We start from the raw sequence: 15363 nt of genomic DNA on the forward strand, positions 1-15363 counted from the left end.
TTTTCGAGCCAAGCTTTTCAGGATTCAACATGAAACATTTACCTCTGTTGGCGGGCCTTTTCGGCTGCCTGCCTGTCTGCACCTGGGCCATTGAACTGGCACCTACCACCGTTGATGGCGAGCAAACCGCCGAGCCCGGCCTGGCCCTGGACCAATCCAGCGGCGTCGCTTCGCGGCTGGGCTTGAGCGTGCGGGAAACCCCGGCGTCGGTGGCGATTGCCAATCGCAACGATATCGAGCGCCATGGGGCGAAGACCTTCCGCGATGCGGCCAACACCCTGCCCGGCGTCAACGCCAGCGCGCCGCCGGGGTTTGGCGGATTTGTGTCGTATCGTGGCTTCACCAGCAACCAGATCACCCAGATGTTCAATGGCATCAACGTCGCCACGGGCCTGGCCCGACCGGTGGATGCCTGGATTTATGACCGGGTGGAATTAGTCGGCGGCCCCTCCTCCCTGATCAACGGCGCCGGCTCCGTGGGGGGTTCGCTCAACTACGTGACCAAGTTGGCCACCCGCGAGGAACAGGCCGCCGAGGGCCAACTGACCTATGGCAGCTATGACACCGTCGGCATGGCCCTGGGGGTCAACCACGCGCTCACCGACCCTGGCGCCGACGTCCAGCACTACGCGCGTCTGGATGTGAGCCGCAATACCAACCACAGCTACATCGATCGCGACCAGCGCGACGCCTGGAGCCTGGCGTTTTCCCTGCTCAGTGATCTCACCCCCAATCTTTCGCATACGCTGGCCCTGGAATATCAGGATGAACACGAGGACAGCCCCTATTGGGGCACCCCGGTGCTCAACCCCAAGGCCGGCGAGCTGAAGATCGACAAGCACAATCGTTTCAACAACTACAACGTCGCCGACGGCCGTTACGAGCAACGCACGATCTGGGCGCGCTCGATCATCGACTACCGTATCAACGACAGCACCACGCTGAAGAACACGCTCTACCACCTGGACAGTCAGCGCGATTACCGCAACCTGGAAACCTACCAGTACAACGCCGACAACAGCGCGGTGAACCGCTCCACGGCCTATCAGGTGCGTCATCAGGGTGAACAGCACGGCAACCAGTTCGAACTGCGCCACGAAGACAGCCTCTTCGGCTTGTCGACCACCTGGTCCGGCGGCTTTGAGTACAAGGTCAACAGCACCACCAACACCCCGCTGAATGTGTCGGGCAACAGCACAGTGGATCCGAACAATTTCGATCCAGGGCACTTCTACGACATCCCGCGCACCCGGGAAAGCTTCGGCAAGGACAAGACCAGCGAAGTCACCACCAAGGCGCTGTTCGTGGAGAATCGCCTGGGTTTGACTGACAAATTGTCGCTGCTGACCGGTCTGCGTTATGACGCCATCGACCTGGATGTCACCAATCACCGCGCGGTGACCGCCAGCAACCCACGGCATTTCACCCGCAGCTGGGAGCCGGTGACCGGCCGTGTGGGCTTGACGTACCAGTTCATCCCCTCGGCCAACGTCTATGTGCAATACAGCACCGCTGCCGAGCAACCGAGTACCACCACGCAAGTGTTCGATGTATCGACGGGCAAACAGTGGGAAGTGGGCAGCAAGTTCGATTATCTGGACGGCCGGGGCTCAGCTACCGTGGCGGCCTACAAAATCGAGCGCAAGGACTTTGCGGTTACCGATCCGCAAGACCCCACCAACAGCATTCCGGTCGGCGCGCAGTCGTCCAGAGGCATCGAACTGGCCAGCTCCTTGCGCATCACGCCAAGGCTGCTGGCAGAAGGCAACTTCGCCTGGGTAGATGCCGAGTACGACGAGTTCAACGAGAAAGTCGCCAGCGGCGCGGTGGTCTCGCGCAAGGGCAATACGCCCACCAACGTGCCCAAGCGCGTGGGTAATGTGTGGCTGACGTATGATTTTGCCGAGGATTGGCAAGGCGGCGTGGATGCGCGGTACGTGGCACAGGTGTACGCGGATAACGCCAATACCCAGACAGTGCCGGCTTACACGCTGTTCGGGACGTTCCTGCGCTACAAGGTCGACGCACACACCTCGATCACCGGTCGCGTGCGTAACCTGACGAATGAAGTCTATGCCGAGTTTGCCCATGTCTCCCCGGCGTACTACCTGGGCGCCCCGCGCACGTTTGAGCTGGCGGTACAGACCAAGTTCTAGCCTTGGAATACACCCTAAATGTGGGAGCGGGCCTGCCCGCGAAGGCGGTGGATCAGTCAGCCTCTCCAGCGACTGACACACCGCTTTCGCGGGCAAGCCCGCTCCCACAGTTTTGATTGTTGTTCGGGCCTGGGAGTCGCGGTGCTGCACCGGCATTTGAGCGGTCGGATCGACCCGGTTCCAACCTTGGAATACACCCCAAATGTGGGAGCGGGCTTGCCTGCGAAGGCGGTGGGTCAGTCAGCCTCTCCAGCGACTGACACACCGCTTTCGCGGGCAAGCCCGCTCCCACAGTTTTGATCGTTGTTCGGGCTTGGGAGTCGCGGTGCTGCACCGGCATTTGAGCGGTCGGATCAACCTGGTTCCAACCTTGGAATACATCCCAAATGTGGGAGCGGGCTTGCTCGCGAATGCGGTGGACCAGTTAGCATATTCATCAACTGACACACCGCTTTCGCGAGCAAGCCCGCTCCCACAGTTTTGATCGTTGTTTGGGCTTGGGAGTCGCGGTGCTGCACCGGCATTTGAGCGGTCGGATCGACCCGGTTCCGACCTTGGAATACCTGCAAAATATGGGAGCTGGCTTGCTCGCGAAGGCGGTGGATCAGTCAGCCTCTCCAGCGACTGACACACCGCTTTCGCGGGCAAGCCCGCTCCCACAGTTTTGATCGTTGTTCGGGCTTGGGGCCAGCGGTGCTGCGCCGGCATTTTCACCGACGGCACAACCCGGTTCCAACCTTGGAATACCTGCAAAATGTGGGAGCTGGCTTGCCTGCGAAGGCGGTGGATCAGTTAGGCTATCCAGCGACTGACACACCGCTTTCGCGAGCAAGCCCGCTCCCACAGTTTTAATTGTTGTTCGGGCTTGGGAGTCGCGGTGCTGCACCGGCATTTGAGCGGTCGGATCGACCCGGTTCCAAACTTGGAATACATGCCAAATGTGGGAGCGGGCTTGCTCGCGAAGGCGGTGGACCAGTTAGCATATTCATCAACTGACACACCGCTTTCGCGAGCAAGCCCGCTCCCACAGTTTGATCGTTGTTCGGGCTTGGGACCAGCGGTGCTGCACCGGCATTTGAGCGGTCGGATCAACCCGGTTCCAACCTTGGAATACAACCCAAATGTGGGAGCTGGCTTGCCTGCGAAGACGGTGGGTCAGCCACTACCTTCAGCGCCTGACACACCGCTTTCGCAAGCAACCCCGCTCCCACAGCTTTGATCATTCTCCGGACTTGATGCCCAAGGTCTACTTGAGGCTAGCCTCGACCTTCTGTGCCACATCCTCGGGCAGCCATGCCTTCCACACTTCCGGGTGTTCCTTGAGGAACACCTGCGCAACTTCTCGAGGCGCGGTGTGATTTTCGCTCATGGTTGCCAGGGCTTTGTTCAGCGGGTCAATCGGGAACTCGACCTTCTCGAAAAAGCTGGCAATCTGCGGATGTTCCTTCTGGAATGGCGTGGACACGCCGATACTCAATTTGGAAGCCAGCGAGCGAGTCGGTTTGGGATCAGGGTTGTCCGCATCGGTCAGCGTCTTCCACGCCTCGGCGTCAAACGGTGGCTCTTCCAACTGGATCAGCTTGTAGCGCCCCATCAACGGCGTCGGTGACCAGTAGTAGAACAACACCGGTTTGCCACGACGAATAGACGAGGCAATCTCGGCATCCAGCGCTGCGCCGGAGCCGCTGCGGAAGTTCACGTAGCTGTCATCCAGGCCGTAGGCCTTGAGTTTCTGCTTGTTGACCACTTCCGAGGTCCAGCCGATGGGGCTGTTGAGAAAGCGTCCCTTGCCCGGGGATTCCGGGTCCTTGAACACGTCCTTGTATTGCGCCAGGTCCTTCACGCTCTTGAGGCCCGGCGCCAGCGGCTTGATGCCCTTGGCCGGGTCGCCCTTGACCACGTACTCCGGCACCCACCAGCCTTCGGTGGCTCCTTTGACCGTATCTCCCAGGCCCACCACTTTACCTTCGGCCTCGGCCTTGACCCACACCGGGCTGCGGCCGGCCCACTCTTCACCGATGACCTGGATATCATTCTTGGCCAGCGCGGTTTCCAGGGTGATGGTCGTGCCAGGCAAGGTGTCGGTGGGCAAGTCGTAACCCTTTTCGACAATTACCCGCAGTACTTCGGTAATCAGGCTGCCGCTTTCCCAGTTCAGGTCGGCGAAATGTATCGGCGCCTCGGCTGCGGATACCGGCAACGCCGCCACGGACAGGCCGAGGGTCGTCAGGGATGCAGCCAACAACGTTTTCAATCCTTTCATGCCTTCGCACCTCGCGATAATGCAGCAACCAGCGGGCGGCTTTGCTGACTACGCGCGAAGCCTCTGAATAGTTAAGTCAACTCAACTGTAGTAGAGGTTCCGGGAGACATCGGATGTTCGTGGTATAGGCGGATTACTCGCTGGCCTTAAAGGTCACCAGTTCACCCTTGCGCCACTTGGCGGCCTTGCCGGTCACGGCCTTCAGGGTTTTGGTCAAGCCTTCCTGCAGTTGCTCATTCGCGGCAAACACCAGCATCACGCTGTGGCCTTCCTTGAAGACGATGCCCTGGCCGTCGGCCGAAGACACAAAGGCATAGTCGCCCAGGCCATACACCGTCAACTTGATGTCGCGAAACTTCAACTCAAACTTGCCGCCTTCACGACTGGGCAATACTGCCGCGCGGAAATGATCACCCACTTTGAGTTCCAGGCGGGGTTTGTCATCCACCACCATCGCCGCTTCGGTATCGATTTCGGCGATGTAGATGCCTTCCGGCGTCTGTTCAGTGATGTAGACAAAACGGGATTGAAACTGCTTGACCAACTTTGCGCGCAAATCACCCAGCACAAATAACGCGTGCATATCCAGATTACTGACTGCCAAGGAAACGCCCCCACATCGAAAAGAGCGCTGTCCGCCAGAGCGGGCAGCACAAAAAAACGGCCATCACGGCGCGTGCATACAACACATTCACATTGAAAAAACTGAAGAAGATCCCGCTGTCGCGCCATAAGACTAGTACAGACGTACGCGATGGACCTTGTGCAAGGTCATCAGGCACCACAGGAGATCACAGGTTCCACGGTCCGAGAATACGGACCGACCAACTTCAGAAGATAACCCAGTTAAAAATGCAGTTTTCCGACACCCAACACAAAAATACATACCTGGCATGGAACCGCGCGCCAGCTGCCGACGACAATACTAAAACAGCTGCACCGATCAAAACTACTCAAAACGCTGCAGATGGGTCAACCGAATTGATCGAAAGGAACAGTCCATGCAACGACCAACCTACGACACTCTGTCCTCGAACACTCGTTCATCATGCCAGGACGAGGCGCAATACTACCGCTTGCGCGGCTACGACGGGTACTCGGATTCAGTTCTTTACCAAGTGGTACCGGCCGGCCGCAACTTCTTTCATATCCGAGAAGTGCTCAGCGGTCGAATCAGAGGCTTTCGCAGTAACCATATCAAGGCGTGCGAACTGGCCAAAGAGCTCGAGGCCGTCCTGCATCAGCCGCATGGAGGCATCGTTTCGTCACCTTGATGACTTTACTGCGCCGCCGACCCGCAACAACTGCCATACTGGCCCGTCCACTGAACTTTGTCCCTCCGGGCCAGGTTTCACCAGTGCAGTTATCTCCAAGGGAAGGCTATACGTGACGGAATTTGATATCGGCGAATTTTTCATCCATGGCGATGCACGAGAGGTAGACGGTGAGTTTCAAGCGGTGATCGTGATGCGGGCCAAGCCACCGCTGACCACTGTCACCACCCACCAGGTGGAAAAAGACCGCTGGTTCAAAACCGTGGATGCCGCCGCCATTGCTGCCAAGGACGCCGCCAAGGCGCTCAAGAGCGCAGTCGATGCCGGTGCGCTCAACTCCTGAGCAACAAATTCGAACTCCGCCGCGCCACGAACCTCCCATGCATAACGACCACCCTGCATGGAGAACGATATGGACGCGCCAATCCCAACACTTGAAACCCTGTTTGATCAACTGGGCCTGGACTCATCCCCAGAAGCCATCGATACGTTCATTGCCAGCAACCCGTTGCCCGAGGACGTGAAACTGATCGATGCTCCCTTCTGGACGCCCCAGCAAGCGGCATTCCTCAAGGAAGAGCTGCGCGATGATGCCGAATGGGCGATCGCGGTGGATGAGCTGAATCAACGCCTGCATCAACCTCACTAAGCGCAGATCAATGCAGGCTGTCGGACTGCTCCAGGCGCAACAGCGCCTGCCAGGCCGCCCTGCATTCCTCGGCTTCATCACGGCTGGCGAACGCCGTGCCGCGCTGCTCACCGTTGAGCAATACGACCCAGCAGGCTTTCTGACCCAGTGCCCGCAGGGTCGGCGGTACGCCACTGCCAATCATCACGGCGACATCGACTTTGGTTTGCATGGAGTTTCTCCGCAACATTAGTTAGCTGGCTAACAATGTTGGCCATGCTACGGTTTTCTTCCAGTAGGAAAAAGCTATCCCCGGAATAGCTCCCTTGCATAAACCGCAATAATCCTCAACGCCCGCCCTTCACGCCCTCGGGTTTATAGCCCAGGCGCAGGCCGCCCCAATGCCGGCCCTTGACCATGATCGGCACCGACAGGTCATGCATCAGCTCACCGGTATCGCGGGTGTAAGTCTGCAGCAAGACTGCCTGCTGATGGCTGCCGCAGCGAATCCCGGTGCGGTCCTCGAATTTCCGCTTGGTGCGATTCTGCACCGCATCCACTTGGACATCGCCGGTCAGCGCCTGGGAAAACGCCTTGTTGTGCGTCGGCACATAGCCTTGCGGCGTACACGCAATGGCGAATACCAGGCCTTCATGACGTGGCAGCAACGCCTCCTGGATTGCCGGCAACACTTGGTCGGTGTAGCCATCGAAACGGCTGTGGTACTTGCTTGGCTGGGTGTTGGGAATCAGCGTGTAGCTGCGGTCGAACAGGTCATCCAGGCTGATACGGTTCTGCTGCACATCAGCCTCGAATTGCGCGGCAATCCGGCTGGCGCCTTCGCGCGCCAGGTCGTAGATGCGCTGGTGATAGTCATCCAGCCCGACTTCCGCCAGGCGTTCGCTGATGGTTTCGGCCTGGCCTTCCATCTGCACGGCAGCCTCGGCCAGTTGACGGGTTTGCTGGTCGCTCACGGCCAGGTCGCTGCGCATCTGTTCCACGGCATGGAACAGGCTGTCGAGCTGGGTGCGGTTGGTGTCGGTGCCCTGGGCGATTTCATTGACCTGGCCTTCGACACTGGCGGCCAGGCTGGCAATGGTGTGCAAGTGCTCGCCAGCATGCTCCACCTGCTCGACGCCGGTGTGCAAATCCGCCGACAGCTGGCGAATCTGTTCTACCACCTGGGCCGTGCGTTGCTGGATATCCGCCACCATCACCCCGACCTCATCAGTGGCCGTCGCCGTGCGACCGGCGAGCCCGCGCACTTCATCGGCCACCACTGCGAACCCGCGCCCATGCTCTCCGGCCCGCGCAGCTTCGATGGCCGCGTTGAGCGCCAGCAGGTTGGTCTGGCTGGCGATGGACTGAATCACCAGGGTCACCCGCTGGATTTCCTCGCTGCGCTGGCTCAAGGCTTCGATCAGCTCGCGGCTGGCATTCGCGCGCTGGCTGAGCTGGTGCATGCGGGTGATCGACTCGGCCAATACTTCCCGGCCTTCAGTGCTGCGTTGATGGGCCTGGCTGGCCGCCCCGAGGGCTTCGCGGCTGAGTTGCGAAGTGAGCTTTTCGGTGCCGATCATCACTTCGGCACTGCTGACAATCTGCTTGGCCGCGCCCAGTTGCGACTGCAGGCGCGCCGCCAGTTGCTTGACCGAATAGGCCACGCCGGCTGCGGAGAGTGCGTTATGGCTGGTGGTGTAGGACAGGTCGCGCGTCAGCTCGCCCATTGCATCGATGGCGTCGGCCGTTGCCACCTGGGGTGTACGTTTTTTCAGGCTCGGCAGCCAGATCACCAGCAGCGCCAATGCCAGGCAGAGGTAGATCGGCAGGCTGGCGAACGTCAGGCCCAGCAGTACCAGCACCAGGGCGGCACTCTGCAAAAGTGGCGTCAGCCAGCCGGGCAACCCGCGCACCACCGTGTGGGGTGGCACTGCTGCGCCCATCAGAGATCCGTCTCCAGCCATCTTCGTTACCCCACTGCTTGTCGTTATTGTCGCTGCATTAAACGCCACTATCGGGCCATTATCCATGGGCCTTTAGTGGGGTGGCTTGCAGCAGATCAATAGACGGGGCGTAACGGGTCTTTCTCCGGGGAACCGCGCAGGCGATCCCCCGCTTCAACGCATCAGGCTTGGCGCTGGTGCTTGTCGATCTGCTCGTGGCGCTCTTGCGCTTCGATGCAGTACTTGGTGGTCGGGCTGATCAGCAGGCGCTTGAGGCCGATAGGCTCGCCGCTGTCATCACACCAGCCGAAGGAATCTTCCTTGATGCGTTCCAGGGCACGCTCAAGCTGCGGCAGCATGCGCTGGTCGCGGTCAATGGCGTTTACCAGCCAGGTACGCTCTTCTTCTACAGAAGCGGCGTCAGCCGGGTCGGCCGGGGTGTCCAGGCTTTCAATGGCGATACGGTTCTGTTCAATGCGCTCGTGGTGTTCCACTTTCATGTCTTGCAGCAGCTGCTCGAAAAAAGCGTGCTGTTCGGCATTCATGTAGTCATCCGCCGGCATGGCCAGCAACTTTTCCTTTGTCATTGATTTCTCTATAAAAAATACGTGCATTAAGGCGAATAAGGGAGCGTTCCGGAAGGCCTGTGCAGGTCTCGGAAAGGCGCCGTCCATTTCAAGCGCCACCCGGCACTCAATTTACGAGGGGCGGCAGTCTAAGGCCGACTTGAGGGCTCAGCAACTGAAATGACAGGCATTTTTTCCGATATAACCCCAAAAGGCACCAGGACGGGCTTGGCGAATGGTTATCGGAGTGCGTTTATAGCAGGAAATTTCATAAAGCAGCTATAAGCCGCAAGCTGCAAGCGACAAGCTGTAAGGCTCATTCAACTGGCAGCGTGCGACTTATCGCTGGTAAGGGCCGTTCAGCGTTTGAGTTTGCGCTTGTTGCGGTACTGGTCGATCACCACCGCGACCACGATGATCAGGCCCTTGATGATGTCCTGGATGTACGCGTCCACCCCGACAAAGGTAAACCCGCTGGCCATCACCCCGAGGATCAGCGCGCCGATCACGGTGCCGGTGATGCGCCCTACCCCACCCGCCAGGCTGGTGCCGCCGATCACCGCGGCGGCGATCGCATCCAGCTCATAGGACATGCCCATGCCGGCCTGGCCGGTGGCGGCGCGCGCCGAGGCGACCACGCCAGCCAGGCCTGCGAGCAACCCGGCAATGCTGTAGACGATGATCAGGTGGCGCTTGACGTTGATCCCCGAGGTGCGCGCCGCCTGCATGTTGCCGCCGATGGCGTAGGTGTACTTGCCGTACTTGGTGTAGCGCAGGGCGATATGGAAAATCACCGCCACCACCAGGAAGATAATCACCGGCATCGCCCCATGACCAATGGCCGTGTACGAATCCGAGAGCATGCTCACCGGCTGGCCTTCGGTGTAGTAACGCGCCAGGCCACGGGCCGAGACCATCATGCCGAGGGTGGCAATAAAGGGCGGGATACCGGTGACGGCAATGATACTGCCGTTGATCGCACCCGCCAGCAGCCCCACGCCCAGGCCCATTGCCACCGGAATCCACACCGGCAAATCGGTCAGCGAAGGGAACACCGCGCGGGAAAAGTCGGAAGTCTGCGCCAAACTGGCGGCAATCATCGCCGACAGCGCCAGCACCGAGCCCGAGGACAAGTCGATCCCCGTGGTGATGATCACCTGGGTCACGCCAATCGCGAGCAGACCGATGATCGATACCTGCAGGATCATCAGCACCAGGCGCTGGGAGTTCATCAGGAAGCTTTGGTCACGCACGATCCAGCCGAACAGTTCAAACACCAGGCCGATACCAATCAGCACCAGGAAGATGCTCAGTTCGGTCGGCAGCCGCCGACGATGCTTGGTCGGGACCGTCGCAGGCTTGTTATCTGTTATCGCGTTCATCACCCATCACCTTCTTATTCTGTGGCACGGGCCAACCGCAGGCCCGCGCTGGCTATGCTTCAGTGGACCGCCGTCATACCGGAGGCCAGCTGCATGACTTTTTCCTGGGTCGCCTCGGCGCGGTCCAGGGTGCCCATCAGTTCACCTTCGTGCATCACCATCACCCGGTCGCTCATGCCCAGCACTTCAGGCAGCTCGGAGGAAATCATGATCACCGCCATGCCTTCGCTGGCGAGGAAGGAGATCAAGCGATAAATCTCGGCCTTGGCACCGACGTCGATGCCGCGGGTCGGCTCGTCGAGGATCAACAGCCGTGGGTTGGTCATCAGCCAGCGCGCCAGCAAGGCTTTCTGCTGGTTGCCGCCCGACAGCGTGTCGATGCACTGCTCCAGGGACGGCGTCTTCACCCGCAGCTTCTTGCACATGTCTTCGCACAGCGCACGCAGGGCTTTCTGCTGGATAAAACCGTTGCCCGAATAATGTGGCAGCACGGCCATTTCCATGTTTTCCAGCACCGACAGGCACGGGAACAGGCCACTGAGCTTGCGGTCCTCGGTCAACAGCGCGAAGCCTTTTTCGATGGCCATGTGCGGGTCGCTGATGCGCACCGCCTTGCCGTCGAGTTCAATCTGCCCGCCGTCGCTTGGGGTGATGCCGAAAATGGTTTCCGCCACATTGGTGCGGCCCGAGCCCATCAGCCCGGCGATGCCGAGAATCTCGCCGGCATGCAAGTCGAAGGACACGTCCTTGAACACGCCATCCAGGCGCAAGTCGCGTACCGACAGCAGCAGCTCGCCGATGGGCGTCTCGCGCACCGGGAACAGCTGGCTCAGCTCGCGCCCCACCATCATCGAGATCAGGCTGTCGCTGTTCATGCTGTCGGCACGTTGCAGGCCGATGTACTGGCCGTCGCGGAACACCGCGACTTCATCGGCGATGGCGAACACTTCATTCATTTTATGCGTGATATAGACGATGCCTTTGCCCTGCGACTTGAGGTCGGCAATGATCGAAAACAGGTGGGCCACTTCCTTTTCGGTAATGGCTGAAGTCGGTTCATCCATGATCAGGATGTCGGAGTCATAGGACACGGCCTTGGCAATCTCGACCATCTGCCGTTCGGCGATGCTCAGGTTGCCCACCTGTTCCTCAGGGTCCAGGTTGATGCGCAGTCGCGCCAGCAACTCGGCGGTGCAGCGGTGCATTTCGCGGTGGTTGACCATGTGCAGGCTGTTGAGCTGCTCGCGGCCGATCCAGATGTTTTCGGCGATGCTCATGTGCGGCATCAGGTTGAGTTCCTGGTGGATCATCGCGATCCCCGCCTTCTGTGCCGCCAGCGGTGTTTCAAACACGATCGGCTTGCCACGCAGGCGGATTTCCCCGGCGTCGGGCTGGTAGATGCCGGCGATGATCTTCATCAACGTCGACTTGCCCGCACCGTTCTCGCCCATCAGCGCCAGCACCGAACCTGGGCGGACGCGCAATTGCACATCGGCCAGGGCCACGACGCCGGGAAAGCCTTTGCTGATATTGAGGATTTCCAGCAGGTAGGGTTCTTCCGGCAGCAGGGGCTGGAGACCGGGCGGCTGCACGACAGTGGCTTGAGCAAGCATAGGGAGGTACTCCATCTGCAGGGCGGCCAACGCCGCCCTGCCGGCTTATTGTTGTTATGTCAGGGCTACTTGAAGTCTTTGACGTTGTCCGGGGTGATCAGCTGGAACGGGATCACCACGTTCTGCTCGATCGGCTCGTTCCTGGCCATCTTGCGCGCCGTCTCCACCGACTTGTCCGCCTGGCCCTTGGCATCCTGGAAGGCCGACACGGTCATGTCACCCTTGGTGATCGCATTCAAACCGTCCGGCGTGCCGTCGACACCGGCGATCAACACGCCCTTCTTACCCGCCGACTTCAAGGCCATGGCGGCGCCGATCGCCATCTCATCGTTGTTCGACAGCACCGCCTGGAAGTCGCGACCCTGGGTCAGCCAGTCGTTGACCAGGGTCATGCCCTTGTCACGCAGCCAGATCCCGGTCTGCTCCTGTTCGACCTTGATGCCTGGATACTTGGTCAGGACTTCCTTCACGCCCTTGGTACGGTTGGTGGTGGAGTTGTTCGCCAGGTCACCCAGCAGGATCACAATGTTGCCCTTGCCGCCGAGTTTTTCCGCGATGTACTGCATCTGCAGCTTGCCGGCCTCGACGTCGTCGGAGGTCACTGCCGCGACACCTGGGGCCAACGTTGGGCTGTCAGGGCGGCGGTTGACGAACACCAGCGGGATTTTCGCCGCCGTGGCGGCCTTGATGATGTTGCCGGTCGAGGCGGTGTCGACCGGGTTGACGATGATCGCGTCGACTTTCTGGCTGATAAAGTTCTCGACCTGGCTCAATTGCTTGACCACGTCGGCACGGGCGTCTTCGAATTGCAGCTGCACGCCGTCACCCTTGGGGTAGGACTTGGCTTGCTTGTCCATGTCCTCGCGCAGGTACGTCAGGAAGGTGTCATCGAACGCCGACATGCTCACGCCCACCTTGATATCGGCAGCGCTGGCGAAACCACTGGCGAGCAGCATGGACAAGGCCAGCGCGGTATAACGGATCGGGGTCTTCATGAACGGTCTGTCTCCACTTTCTTGTTGGTTTTTTGGACGTTGCGTTTATCAGAGCGAGGATGACGGCAATCGAACGATCGGTGCACCCGGAATGCAGCAGACCAGCGCGCCTTTGTTCTCGACGCACAGTACATTGAGGAAGGAGAAGTAAAACGGCCGGGCGCGGGGCAGGCCGCGTGGCGTGTGGGCAGGGCGTAAAACTCGCAGTACAGCGTTGAAGATTTTCATCTGACGGTACCTGGTTGTTTTTGATCTTGTTTTTGTCGAGTCGTCCGAAGCGGGTTCGGGACGTACTTTATGCAACCTGGAAAAGACTTTATTGGAAAATAATTTCCATATCAACATGTTTTAGAATTTTATTCTATTTTTGTTGAAACCACCTGCTGGCGCTCGGCGCTCAGGCGTGCAGCATCCAATATACGGGTGGTTTCCAGCGCGTCATAGGCATCCACCGGCAATGGCCCTTGCCCTTGCACGGCGGCTTGCAACTGGCGATAGAACTGCGTCCAGCAGCCCTTCTCCGAGGGCACGCGCTCGCGCTCCTCACCCTGCTCGAACCAGCCCCAGCGCCGATGCTCCTCGGCGCCCCAGTGCTCGCCTTCGGTCTTCGGCGATTTGCCCGCCATCAGCGCTTCTTCCTGGCCATCCAGGCCTTCGACGGTGTAGCAGCCCAACGTCCCGCTGACGCGAAAGCGCGGGGCCTGGCTGTTTTGCAGGGCGTTGCCCCACAGGTGGGAAACCACGCCATTGGCATGGGTCAGGGACACGAAGAAACCGTGGTCGAGACTGGGATATTCCGGGCTGAACTGCAATTGCGCGAAGACCCGGTCCACCGGGCCGAACAACTGCAAGGCCTGGTCCACCAGATGGCTGCCGAGGTCACGCAGCCTGCCGCCCCCGCTGGCGTTGCCGACTGCCTGCGGGCTGTAGCGTTCGACGCGGGATTCGAAGCGGGTGATCGCGCCCAGGGCGCCGGCGTCGATCAGCTTGCGCAGGGTCAGGTAGTCCGAGTCCCAACGCCGGTTCTGATAGACGCTGAGCAGCACGCCCTGGCGCTCGGCGGCGGTGATCAGCGCCTGGGCCTGTTCGGCATTGCTGGCAAAGGGTTTGTCGCTGACCACCGCGACACCGTGCTCGATGGCTTCGAGCACCAGCGCCGGGCGCCCTTTGAGAGTGGTGGAAATCACCAGCGCGTCGACACCTGCTTCGACGATCTGGCCGATGCTGTCGAAGGCCTTCACACCTGGAAGGTCAGTGCTCAATTGCTGGCGGCGCTCGGGTGAGCGCGTCACCACGCCGACAAAGGTGGCGCCTGGCAGCGTGGCAATCAGCGGCGCATGAAAGAAGCGCCCTCCATGGCCGTAGCCGACTAGTCCGATTCGCATGATCAACTCCTTGATTGAAGTGCAAACCCAATCAACTGTGGGAGGGGCTTGCTCCCGATGGCGGAGTGTCAGTCAACCAGTTGTTATCTGACCCACCGCTATCGAGGGCAAGCCCCCTCCCACATTGACCGAGTGTTAGCCGTAGAACGCAGGGCGATCCGGCAGGCTGACCTTGACGATCTGCTCACTGCCCTGGGCCTCGATACACGCATCCGCCGCCACGGCGGCAGCAAAACCATCCCACGCCGACGGCCCGCCGACATGCCCCGCCCGCACGCTGTCGATAAAGGCCTGCAACTCGACGTCATACGCGCCGATAAACCGGTCCTTCCAATCCATCAGAATCGCATTCGACAGCTTGGCGCCACTGCGCAGTTGCACCTGGGACGGCTCTGGCAATTTGGCGATACCGGTCTCCCCCACCACTTCGCACTGGATGTCGTAGCCGTACTGGCAGTTCACAAACACTTCGACGTCGATGCGCGTGCCCTTGACCGTCTCCAGCAACACGATCTGCGGGTCGCGCAGGTGGGCCAGGGCCTTGCTGGTCTTGCGTGGGAACACCACTTGGACCGACACGTAGTCGTCGTTGAGCAACCAGCGCAACACATCCAGCTCATGGATCAAGGTGTCGGTAATCGCCATGTCGGTCTTGTAGTTCTCGCCCACCGTCGGGTTGCGGTGCGCGCAATGCAGCATCAACGGCTCGCCGATCTGGCCGCTGTCGATCACCGCTTTAAGGGCGCGGTAGCCTTCGTCATACGGGCGCATGAAGCCGACTTGCACCAGGCGTTTGCCGTAGGCGACCTCGGCATCGACGATCTTGCGGCAGCCTTCGGCAGTCACCGCCAGCGGTTTTTCGCAGAACACCGGCTTGCCGGCGGCGATGGCGGCGAGCACAAACGCTTCGTGGCTCGGGCCCCAGGAGGTCACCAGCACCGCCTCGACCTGCGGCGAGTTGATCAACGCAAGACCGTCCGGGTACACCTCGGCGGTAAGCTTCAGCTCCGCGACCACCTTGGCGGCCTGCTCCAGGTTGATGTCGGTCACCGCCACCACCTGGCTGTTGAGCAGGGTCTGGCTGCAACGGCGAATATGGTCGCGGCCAATGGCGCCGGTACCGATCACTCCAAGCTTCAAAGACATGCAAACACTCCT

General features: G+C 60.2%; 15 protein-coding genes. 4 read left to right on the forward strand and 11 right to left on the reverse strand.

What is annotated here, in order from left to right; all coding sequences use genetic code 11:
• Window positions 1-29: 29 nt before the first annotated feature.
• Window positions 30-2156 carry a TonB-dependent siderophore receptor gene (locus tag C9990_RS18410; protein ID WP_106804215.1) on the forward strand — a complete coding sequence of 709 codons (2127 nt, stop codon included), beginning with the start codon at window positions 30-32 and terminating at the stop codon, window positions 2154-2156.
• A gap of 1246 nt (window positions 2157-3402) precedes the next feature.
• Here the strand turns inward: C9990_RS18410 and C9990_RS18430 are convergent.
• Entirely contained in the window at window positions 3403-4419 is a 1017-nt protein-coding gene (locus tag C9990_RS18430; protein ID WP_065906315.1) for an ABC transporter substrate-binding protein, read from the reverse strand.
• A 133-nt stretch (window positions 4420-4552) separates the two neighbouring features.
• Window positions 4553-5002, reverse strand: coding sequence for a hypothetical protein (locus C9990_RS18435; protein ID WP_065906313.1), 450 nt, complete (start codon window positions 5000-5002; stop codon window positions 4553-4555).
• A gap of 418 nt (window positions 5003-5420) precedes the next feature.
• On the opposite strand from C9990_RS18435, the gene C9990_RS18440 reads away from it, so the two are divergent.
• The 3 genes from C9990_RS18440 to C9990_RS18450 all read left to right on the forward strand — a co-directional run bounded on the left by C9990_RS18440 (window position 5421) and on the right by C9990_RS18450 (window position 6342).
• A complete protein-coding gene (locus C9990_RS18440) occupies window positions 5421-5693 on the forward strand; it encodes a hypothetical protein (protein ID WP_083221447.1) in 273 nt (90 codons plus the stop codon).
• Window positions 5694-5805: 112 nt separating this feature from the next.
• Window positions 5806-6036, forward strand: coding sequence for a hypothetical protein (locus C9990_RS18445; protein ID WP_034104424.1), 231 nt, complete (start codon window positions 5806-5808; stop codon window positions 6034-6036).
• A 69-nt stretch (window positions 6037-6105) separates the two neighbouring features.
• Window positions 6106-6342 (forward strand): DUF2789 domain-containing protein, encoded by a 237-nt coding sequence (locus C9990_RS18450; protein WP_065906311.1) that lies wholly within the window; start codon window positions 6106-6108, stop codon window positions 6340-6342.
• 7 nt (window positions 6343-6349) lie between these two features.
• Here C9990_RS18450 and C9990_RS18455 read toward each other — a convergent pair whose 3' ends face one another.
• From C9990_RS18455 to C9990_RS18495, 9 genes are all read right to left on the reverse strand, one after another.
• The gene (locus C9990_RS18455; RefSeq protein ID WP_065906309.1) at window positions 6350-6553 is read right to left on the reverse strand and encodes a hypothetical protein; all 204 of its coding nucleotides are present in this window, start codon (window positions 6551-6553) and stop codon (window positions 6350-6352) included.
• A gap of 115 nt (window positions 6554-6668) precedes the next feature.
• Window positions 6669-8351, reverse strand: a complete 1683-nt coding sequence (locus C9990_RS18460) for a methyl-accepting chemotaxis protein (protein ID WP_371920662.1) — start codon at window positions 8349-8351, stop codon at window positions 6669-6671.
• 95 nt (window positions 8352-8446) lie between these two features.
• Window positions 8447-8851: a TraR/DksA C4-type zinc finger protein gene (locus C9990_RS18465; protein WP_010564800.1), complete on the reverse strand. Its 405-nt coding sequence runs from the start codon at window positions 8849-8851 to the stop codon at window positions 8447-8449.
• A gap of 338 nt (window positions 8852-9189) precedes the next feature.
• Window positions 9190-10212, reverse strand: a complete 1023-nt coding sequence (locus tag C9990_RS18470) for an ABC transporter permease (protein ID WP_065906306.1) — start codon at window positions 10210-10212, stop codon at window positions 9190-9192.
• Window positions 10213-10271: 59 nt separating this feature from the next.
• Window positions 10272-11825, reverse strand: coding sequence for a sugar ABC transporter ATP-binding protein (locus C9990_RS18475; RefSeq protein ID WP_106804220.1), 1554 nt, complete (start codon window positions 11823-11825; stop codon window positions 10272-10274).
• A 65-nt stretch (window positions 11826-11890) separates the two neighbouring features.
• On the reverse strand, window positions 11891-12820 hold the full coding sequence (locus C9990_RS18480; protein WP_065906304.1) for a sugar ABC transporter substrate-binding protein: 930 nt from the start codon (window positions 12818-12820) through the stop codon (window positions 11891-11893).
• A 48-nt stretch (window positions 12821-12868) separates the two neighbouring features.
• Complete coding sequence (locus tag C9990_RS18485) at window positions 12869-13048, reverse strand: hypothetical protein (RefSeq protein ID WP_083221446.1); 180 nt, start codon at window positions 13046-13048, stop codon at window positions 12869-12871.
• Window positions 13049-13176: 128 nt separating this feature from the next.
• Window positions 13177-14205 (reverse strand): Gfo/Idh/MocA family oxidoreductase, encoded by a 1029-nt coding sequence (locus C9990_RS18490; protein WP_106804221.1) that lies wholly within the window; start codon window positions 14203-14205, stop codon window positions 13177-13179.
• 135 nt (window positions 14206-14340) lie between these two features.
• Window positions 14341-15351: a Gfo/Idh/MocA family protein gene (locus C9990_RS18495; protein ID WP_106804222.1), complete on the reverse strand. Its 1011-nt coding sequence runs from the start codon at window positions 15349-15351 to the stop codon at window positions 14341-14343.
• Window positions 15352-15363: the final 12 nt, after the last annotated feature.

Source organism: Pseudomonas sp. S5D5 (assembly GCF_003013355.1).
GTDB lineage: Bacteria > Pseudomonadota > Gammaproteobacteria > Pseudomonadales > Pseudomonadaceae > Aquipseudomonas > Aquipseudomonas aylmerensis.

Bases quoted from the DNA above. Each gene is read 5' to 3' on its own strand.
- C9990_RS18410 (WP_106804215.1), top strand. From the start codon at position 30: ATGAAACATTTACCTCTGTTGGCGGGCCTTTTCGGCTGCCTGCCTGTC.
- C9990_RS18430 (WP_065906315.1), bottom strand. From the start codon at position 4,419: ATGAAAGGATTGAAAACGTTGTTGGCTGCATCCCTGACGACCCTCGGC.
- C9990_RS18435 (WP_065906313.1), bottom strand. From the start codon at position 5,002: ATGCACGCGTTATTTGTGCTGGGTGATTTGCGCGCAAAGTTGGTCAAG.
- C9990_RS18440 (WP_083221447.1), top strand. From the start codon at position 5,421: ATGCAACGACCAACCTACGACACTCTGTCCTCGAACACTCGTTCATCA.
- C9990_RS18450 (WP_065906311.1), top strand. From the start codon at position 6,106: ATGGACGCGCCAATCCCAACACTTGAAACCCTGTTTGATCAACTGGGC.
- C9990_RS18455 (WP_065906309.1), bottom strand. From the start codon at position 6,553: ATGCAAACCAAAGTCGATGTCGCCGTGATGATTGGCAGTGGCGTACCG.
- C9990_RS18460 (WP_371920662.1), bottom strand. From the start codon at position 8,351: ATGGATAATGGCCCGATAGTGGCGTTTAATGCAGCGACAATAACGACA.
- C9990_RS18465 (WP_010564800.1), bottom strand. From the start codon at position 8,851: ATGACAAAGGAAAAGTTGCTGGCCATGCCGGCGGATGACTACATGAAT.
- C9990_RS18470 (WP_065906306.1), bottom strand. From the start codon at position 10,212: ATGAACGCGATAACAGATAACAAGCCTGCGACGGTCCCGACCAAGCAT.
- C9990_RS18475 (WP_106804220.1), bottom strand. From the start codon at position 11,825: ATGCTTGCTCAAGCCACTGTCGTGCAGCCGCCCGGTCTCCAGCCCCTG.
- C9990_RS18480 (WP_065906304.1), bottom strand. From the start codon at position 12,820: ATGAAGACCCCGATCCGTTATACCGCGCTGGCCTTGTCCATGCTGCTC.
- C9990_RS18485 (WP_083221446.1), bottom strand. From the start codon at position 13,048: ATGAAAATCTTCAACGCTGTACTGCGAGTTTTACGCCCTGCCCACACG.
- C9990_RS18490 (WP_106804221.1), bottom strand. From the start codon at position 14,205: ATGCGAATCGGACTAGTCGGCTACGGCCATGGAGGGCGCTTCTTTCAT.
- C9990_RS18495 (WP_106804222.1), bottom strand. From the start codon at position 15,351: ATGTCTTTGAAGCTTGGAGTGATCGGTACCGGCGCCATTGGCCGCGAC.